The sequence below is a fragment of the Candidatus Bathyarchaeota archaeon genome (assembly GCA_025059045.1).
In the GTDB taxonomy this organism is placed as follows: domain Archaea; phylum Thermoproteota; class Bathyarchaeia; order Bathyarchaeales; family DTEX01; genus JANXEA01.
This window is the reverse complement of the sequence record JANXEA010000027.1, coordinates 40,929-48,593: the sequence shown is the minus strand read 5'-3', so window position 1 is coordinate 48,593 and position 7,665 is coordinate 40,929. Positions and strand designations below refer to the sequence as shown.

Annotated in this window: 7 protein-coding genes and 1 tRNA gene; 3 read left to right on the top strand and 5 right to left on the bottom strand. The window is 44.3% G+C overall.

Annotated elements, in window-relative coordinates:
- Window positions 1–255: 255 nt before the first annotated feature.
- A tRNA-Ile gene (locus NZ952_07260) sits at window positions 256–333 on the bottom strand.
- A 125-nt stretch (window positions 334–458) separates the two neighbouring features.
- Between NZ952_07260 and psmB the strand changes: the two genes are divergently transcribed.
- Window positions 459–1,109: an archaeal proteasome endopeptidase complex subunit beta gene (psmB, locus tag NZ952_07255; protein ID MCS7120976.1), complete on the top strand. Its 651-nt coding sequence runs from the start codon at window positions 459–461 to the stop codon at window positions 1,107–1,109.
- Window position 1,110: 1 nt separating this feature from the next.
- On the opposite strand, the gene NZ952_07250 is transcribed toward psmB, so the two are convergent.
- The gene (locus NZ952_07250) at window positions 1,111–1,773 is read right to left on the bottom strand and encodes an HAD family hydrolase (protein MCS7120975.1); all 663 of its coding nucleotides are present in this window, start codon (window positions 1,771–1,773) and stop codon (window positions 1,111–1,113) included.
- Window positions 1,774–1,841: 68 nt separating this feature from the next.
- Here NZ952_07250 and NZ952_07245 point away from each other — a divergent pair, with 68 nt between their 5' ends.
- Window positions 1,842–2,567, top strand: coding sequence for a 16S rRNA methyltransferase (locus NZ952_07245; protein ID MCS7120974.1), 726 nt, complete (start codon window positions 1,842–1,844; stop codon window positions 2,565–2,567).
- Here the strand turns inward: NZ952_07245 and NZ952_07240 are convergent.
- A complete protein-coding gene (locus NZ952_07240; protein MCS7120973.1) occupies window positions 2,559–2,921 on the bottom strand; it encodes a hypothetical protein in 363 nt (120 codons plus the stop codon). The two genes, NZ952_07245 and NZ952_07240, sit on opposite strands and share 9 nt — an antisense overlap.
- Window positions 2,922–3,115: 194 nt before the next feature.
- Between NZ952_07240 and NZ952_07235 the strand changes: the two genes are divergently transcribed.
- Window positions 3,116–4,951: a hypothetical protein gene (locus NZ952_07235; protein MCS7120972.1), complete on the top strand. Its 1,836-nt coding sequence runs from the start codon at window positions 3,116–3,118 to the stop codon at window positions 4,949–4,951.
- Window positions 4,952–4,980: 29 nt separating this feature from the next.
- Here the strand turns inward: NZ952_07235 and NZ952_07230 are convergent, their stop codons facing one another.
- Both NZ952_07230 and NZ952_07225 read right to left on the bottom strand, forming a co-directional pair.
- Window positions 4,981–6,171 (bottom strand): MFS transporter, encoded by a 1,191-nt coding sequence (locus NZ952_07230; protein ID MCS7120971.1) that lies wholly within the window; start codon window positions 6,169–6,171, stop codon window positions 4,981–4,983.
- Window positions 6,172–6,294: 123 nt separating this feature from the next.
- Window positions 6,295–7,617 carry a signal recognition particle protein Srp54 gene (locus NZ952_07225; GenBank protein MCS7120970.1) on the bottom strand — a complete coding sequence of 441 codons (1,323 nt, stop codon included), beginning with the start codon at window positions 7,615–7,617 and terminating at the stop codon, window positions 6,295–6,297.
- Between the last annotated feature and the right edge of the window lie 48 nt (window positions 7,618–7,665).

Genomic DNA, 7,665 nt, shown 5'->3' with positions numbered 1-7,665 from the left:
TTCAAGCTGCAAATTCTGAAAATAGTTTTCAAAGGCCATAACGTTTAGCACCGCCGCGGTTTATTCGGCTTAATTCCATAAACGGTTATACTTACGATTAAGTTGGCATATTCTTTTGCATCTCGATTTGAAATGCAAAATTCTCAAACCAACGCCTAACATCCACATCCCCAAGCAGATGCGCGTACTTAGCCTTCATACTCATCAATTAGAGGGGGACCATGTTCTGATATTTAAGGATTCACTTAAAAAATATGGTGGGCCGGGCCGGATTTGAACCGGCGACCTTTCGGTTATCAGCCGAACGCTCTAGCCATGCTGAGCCACCGGCCCTTCAACTAGTTATTTCTGTTTCTCCTTTCGCTATAAGAGTTTTTCCCTAAACTTCTAATCGTCCCTCAACTTCCAAAAGTTTATATATTGTGCTTCTATTTTTCATGCTTGCCCGGGGAGTTTACATGTATCTTAATAATCCTGATGGGTGGAAGTTGAAGGCGACGACTACATTGGCCCTCAAATGCGCTGATGGTGTGATTATGGCGACTGATACGAGGGCGACGATGCTTCCAGGCTTTGTTGCGCATAAGAGGGTGAAGAAACTTTATATGGTGACTAGGAATATTGGCATGACGATTGCGGGGGTTCCAGCTGAAGCTATTAATCTGCTCGATATTCTTAGGGCTAACGCCTCAATCTATCAATATCAGAGGAAGAGAATTGTTCCTGTAAGGGCTGTGGCAAGTCTAGCCTCAACGCTGCTCTTCTCTCAGAGATACTACCCCTACATGATTCAGGTTATTCTCGGAGGATATGACTCTGAAGGTTACCACCTCTTCAATTTGGACCCTTTTGGAAGCACAATTGAGGACAACCTTATCGCGACCGGTTCAGGATCACCAGTGGCCTATGGTGTTCTCGAAAGCGGCTATAACGAGAAGATCCAGTTAAAGGATGGTTTAGAATTGGCGGCAAGAGCTATAATGTCGGCTATGAAGAGGGATGTCTATACAGGGGACAACTTTGATATCGCAATCATAACGGAAGAGAAAGGCTTCGTCGAGTTGAGCGAGGAGGAGAAAAAAAATCTACTAAAGAAGGAAACTCGCTAACTCAGATATGGTTTAATATCTCTCTTAAACTGCTAACCTTTCTGACACTAGCCCTCACCAAGCCTTCTCTGTCGATCAAAAGCGGTTTGAGACCAGCCTTCTCAGCACCATTATAATCCATCTTAAGATCATCTCCGACAAAGAGGACATTTGAGGGATACACTCTAAGCTTATCGGTTGCATACAAGAATATTGCGGGGCTCGGTTTCCGCGCCCCTACCGAATCGGCTCCTATAAGAACCTCGAACTGCCCATCCAAGTAAGTCCTTCGGAGAACCTCGGTGATGTCGTCTGAGTATCCGTTTGTTACTATCCCTGTTTTAAGACCTAATTTTCTGATCTCCTTCAGCGTTTCCCTAACATCTGGATAAAGTGAGAGGTCAGCATTGTCCCACCATTCGGTGGTTATCGCGTCAGCTAGCCTGCCGTCATCCTGTACGCCAATCTTGCGGAGTATTCTTCCATTGAATAGTCTCCAGAAATCTTCATAGGGCAGAAGGTATTCCTCAGGTTTAATCTCCAAGCTTGATTCCTCATATGCCTTAAAGATTCTCTCCGGCTGACTTTGAATCCCATGGGCGGCTAGAATCTTTTCAAGGATTATGTGAGGCGATGCAGTCTTTATCAAGGTGCCTCCGAGATCGAAGAGAATAGCCTCTATCATATGATGATCTAAGATACGAGCTCCTATTTAATATGAAGGTTATGGAAGAGTTATGAAGGGATTAGGAGATGCTGACGATAATTCTGGCAGAGTCGGCTTTGGAGCCGGTTCCAGAAGAACTTTGGGACCATCCGGGGATAAGGCGATATTCTAAGAAACGTGGAAAACATCCAAGCCGCATAATCCTCGACAGGTCATATCATCACTCAGCTATGAAGAGACTTGCGAACAACGAAAAGAGGGGGAGACCGGACATCGTTCACTTCTGCCTTTTGGAAGCATTGAATTCACCGCTAAACAGGGAAGGCTTACTCAAGATTTACGTTCACACCTATAATGATTATATAATACACATTACGCCACATGTAAGACTCCCAAGAAACCAGAACCGATTCATAGGACTCATGGAGCAACTTTTCGAGTATGGGAAAGTTCCAATAGAAGGCTCGCCTCTACTCATCCTTGAGAAAATGACGCTTCGCAACCTTCTCAACACCATAAAACCATCATCTCTCATTGCATTTACTAGGATGGGACAACCCTTAACACTTGAGGAAACGCTATCCGAGATAGATGAAGCGTCCAACCTTGCTACGATCATAGGAGGCTTCCCATCCGGTCACTTCTCAAGCGAAACACTTTCACTAGCACACAGGAGTATATGCATAGATCCAGAGACGTTAGAAGCTTGGACCGTCACCTCAAGGCTCGTCTACGAATATGAAAGGAGAATTTTGCTTCCAAGTAAGAGGCTATCGAAAATCAAATCCACATCAAAGTCTAGGCTACAGTAGCCTATACCTGTAACAGAGGGAGACAACAGCCGCTGCAATCGTGCTTACAATGATAATAGGTACAATGTAGGCTAGATTATGTGGGAAAATCACAGGTGTTGCGTCAGTCTGACCGAGAATTAGAGCTTCCTTCCTAATCTCTTCGAAGACCCGCAGCCCGCTACTTAGATCTCCATAACTCATGTCTTCGGCAACTGTTCTCGTCTGATTTACATCCTTTCCCAATGCCTGCTGAGCCCCATCCTCAATTCCAGCCCTAAACGCTCCATAAAAAGTCATTAGCGCAGGAGGAAGTAACATTAAGAAAAAACCTAGAATAGTTGCAGCTACAGCAACTGTTATGATTTTCGCCATCTTCTAGTGCCTGCCCAATAAATAGGAGGAGAGGCAATTATTTATGTCTAATTTTTAGAACACCTTTACATACGAATCTAAAAAATGCTTTCTGCCTTGGCGAGAATAATATTTTTAACGTTTTAGCAAGCTCATGTTGTTGTAAGGAATCTCATTGAAACTTAAACATTATAGGTTGAGGGTAAGATAAGGGAATGAAAGTTACTGAAAATCACGACCTCTTCACGGATTTCTTCCCATACGAGCCATATCCTCAGCAACTTGACTTTATGAGGGATGCCCAAAGAGTCTTATCTTCAGGGGGAATCCTAATTGCTGAAGCCTGTAATGGCTTTGGAAAAACTGCTTGCGCCTTGTCTGTAGCCCTCTCATTGGGTCGAAAAATAATCTATGCAACAAGAACACATGAGCAGGTTCGGCAGGTTCTCCAGGAGGTTGAAGAGATTAATAAGAAGACCGGGGAGGAGTTCACTGGAGTTGCTTTGGCTAGCAGGCAGATCCTCTGCCTCAACAAGGTATGTGTTCGACTGCCTCCAGTCGAAGCCGCCGAAGTATGTAGGTCTTTAAGGAAGGGTAGAAGATGCCCGTACAAGTCCGAATTCAGCCTTTACGGTCTTGACATACCAATAATACTCTCAATTAAACGGCTCATCAAGTTTGGGAAATCCGAAAGGTTATGCCCATATTTTCTCGCTAGAAAGATTTCTGAAAGATGTACGGTGATAGTTTCGCCTTACCAGTATGTCTTCAACGAGGCAATTCGATCCTCCACGAAAATCAATATGAATGGGAAAATCTTGATCTTTGACGAGGCACATAACGCTGATAAAATCGGTCAGGATGCTTTAAGCGATACTCTCTCTGAAAGGGGGTTAAATAATGCAAGAAGAGAACTTGAGCGGCTTGGGGTCTCATCATTCTTCATTAACGAGCTAATTGGCTATTTAAGCCGCAGCGTCTCAGAGGAGCCTCAGGTTAAAGACGGCTCTGAACTTCATCAAGACCTTGAAGATGTACTTGGCGGCGACATACCAAAAATTGTAGACTCATATCAGCCTATGGTAGATGATATTCGAGACTACAAAATTAGGCGTGGAGAGCCCCCGATTTGCCACCTAAATGGGATACTCAGCTTTCTAATGCTCGTACAATCAAGCAACAAGGATAGCTATGCTGCAATCTATCGGAAATCATCTTCAGGGATCAATCTAATTGAATACCGCTGTTTAGACCTTAGTCTAGCAATAAAACCAGTCCTGGATGAGGTCTATGCAACGTTGATAATGTCCGGAACCCTCTCACCGCTGGCTCTTTTCACTGAGGTATTAGGCTTAAAAGAGGCTGAAACCAGGACGTACTCTGCCACAATGGCCAAAAAGAACATACGAACCTTCATTGATGTGGGGGTTACAACCCGATACGCCGAGAGAAATCCGGAGATGCTGAAGCTATATGGAGAGCATATATTCAAGATATTAGCGGAGGTACCGAATGGCGCATTAATCTTTTTCCCGCAAAGAAAGCTTATGATGGATGCCCTTCAATTATGGCGTGAAAACGGTTTCATAAAAGAGTGGAATGGAGAACTCTATTTGAATGGCAAGCCTATTTTTATAGAGGGACTGAGAGCTTCAGAAAACTCGAAGATAGTTGATGAATACAAGAAAAGGGCAAAGACAAGAGAAGGCGCCGTTCTATTTGCTGTATTTAGAGGACGTAACGCTGAAGGCTCAAACTTCCCATACGAGGAAGCAAGGGCAATATTCAATATCGGTCTTCCATACGCTGATTATCGGGACCCGCTTGTAAGGGCTCAAATAAACTACTTCAATAAAAAGCATCCGAAACTTGGAGATTTATGGTATATCATGGATGCCTTCAGGGCTTCAAACCAAGCCATGGGAAGGGGGATCCGCCACAGAGATGACTGGTGCCACTTCTTCCTAATGGATAGAAGATACCGGCAATACTGGAAATTCATCACATCCTGGGCATTAGAGAACGGAATCTCAGAATTAAAAATAAATTAATTAAAACAGTAAGAACTCAGCGACACCGATTACTTTTTACGCAGCATAAAGATCATTATTCCAATCATTGCGAATAAAGCGAAGGATATGCTATAGAGAGCAGCTGATCGAGAGCCGAATTGAAGCCACAAAGATCCGAAAATGGTATTTGCGAAAAGCATGGCAATTCCGACTACCAAATAGTAAACTCCGTAGGCGGTCCCTATCAATTCCCTATCTACATATTCCGGTACCATAGCCCTCTGGACGGTCTCAACGATGCCTGCATAAAGACCGAATGCGGCTGATACAAGGATCGGGCTAAAGAGAAAGTGTGGGCCCGCGGCCATTAATCCCGCAGCAGAAAGAAAGGCTCCATAACCAATTAGGAGCGCCTTCTCCTTTCCAATCCTATCAGAGAGAACGCCGATCGGAATGGCGATTATGGTGTGGGCTATATTAATGATCGTGTAGAATAGAGGGACCATATATATGGGAATGCCCGATTCCTCGGCATATATGAGTACGAATGAATAGTTGAATGAGCCTAAGGAAAAAATTGCAACTATTATGAGGAGAAATAGGAAATTGCCTTTCACAGCTGTTCCTATATCGCGGAGGAGACTCAGCTTTCTTGTTGACGCGGCAACTCGTTCCTTAACCCCGATCAGTAGAATAAGCACAGCAACTATGCCAGGTAAGAAAGAGAGTAGAAAGACATCTCTTTGGGACAATCCGAGGAATAATATGCATCCTAAAGCGATAAGCGGCCCTATTATAGCTCCAGCCTGATCAAGAGTTCTGTGAAGACCGAACGCCGTGCCTCTATGCTTTTCAGAAATAGACTCACTTATTAAAGCATCTCTGGGAGCCGTTCGGACCGCCTTACCGACACGATCAGCCACGCGGATTGCAAATGCCTCAGATGCCGTCTGTACAATGTAGAACAGAGGCTTGACGATGTTGGAGATCGTGTATCCCAAGAGAACAATCGCCTTTCTTCTTCTGAACCTGTCGGAGAAAACGCCTGAAATCGCCCTCAATCCATAGCTAACAGCCTCGGCGAATCCCTCAATTAATCCTAAGATGGCTTCATTTGAACCGGGAAGATTGACGATAAAGTTTGGTAGTAAACTTAGAACCATCTCCGTTGAAATATCTGTGAAGAAACTCACAAAACCTAGGGCAAACACGTTCTTGTAATCGGAGCCTTCACTTTCCCTCCTACTTTCCGTCCCCATTTTTTTTCTCCAGCATTACACCGGATCCAATGCTAACAAGTCAGGGAAACACCTTAAAAACAGTTTTCATTGTCTTGCAGCATCATACCAGCGGAGATTGATAAGCCATATATTTCCCAGATGCTAAAGGCCAATTTTCCTTCCAAAAAAGGGAAGTCTCTTCCTCTTCAAAGACTTCATCATCTTTCTCAGCATGAAATACTGCTGAATCAAACTCTTAACATCCTTTTCCGTTGTGCCAGATCCCCTTGCAATTCGACGGATTCTAGAGGAATTCACTATCTTAGGGTTTTCTCTCTCCTCAGGGGTCATCGATTGTATTATGACTCTCCATTTACCGAGCTGCTCTTCTGCAACATCGAGCTTATCTTGTGGAATTTCATACCCCAAACCGGGAATCATCCTGAATATGCGGTCTAAGGGACCCATCTTTTTGACTGCTTCAAACTGTTCATACATGTCTGAGAGAGTGAATTTTCCGCTGAGGAAGTCTTTTGCCTTCTTCTCCGGTATCTTTACCTCTGCCTCGCGAACCTTCTCTATTAGACTCTGTAGGTCTCCCATCCCTAGAAGTCTACCGACAAATCTTGGAGGGTCGAAAGGCTCCAATGCATCAATTTTTTCCCCAACACCAATAAATTTTATCGGTGCACCAGTGGATGCAACCGCCGAGAGGGCCCCGCCTCCCTTAGCAGAACCGTCAAGCTTCGCCACTATGATTGATCCTATCGTAGTTGCCTTGTTGAAGGCTTCAGCTTGGGCGGAAGCTAGCTGTCCAATCGTCCCATCAATGACCATTATGATCTCATCTGGCTTTATGGCTTTTTCAAGCATTCTCATCTCCTCAATCAGGCTGTGCTCATCTTTATGTCTCCCTGCCGTATCAACGATAACTACCTCGTAATCCTCAAATTTCCTCAAGCCATCAATAGCGATCTTTACTGCATCCTTCTCCCCTTCATCCCCATAAATTGGCACGTTAATCTGATCTGCCAACTGCTTGAGCTGCGCGAAAGCTCCAGGCCGAAAAGTGTCTGCGCAGATTAGAGCAGTCCTAAATCCTCTTTTCTGAAAATACTTTGCAAGTTTCGCTGCAGTAGTCGTCTTTCCCGAACCCTGTATTCCTACAAGCATAAAGACATTTCTATTTCCAGGCTTCACCGATAGAGGAATAGGTTTCTCGCCTAAGAAACGAGCCAGCTCTTCATAGACAACTTTTATTACATGCTCTTTCCTAGGAATCCCTGGGGGTATCTTCTCCTTTAGGGCTCTTTCTTCAACACGTTTGGAAAGCTCAAGAACAAGCCTTACGTTTACGTCGGCCTGTAAAAGAGACCTTTGCAGGTCACGGACAAGTTCCTTAACCGCCATCTCATCTACTACTGAGGATCGCAATATTTTCTTCAAAGATTCATAGATTGCTGATCCTAGTTTCTCAAGAGCCAACGAGTTATCTCCATTTAGTGGTCTTCATGAAAGGTAGATTTAATTGAG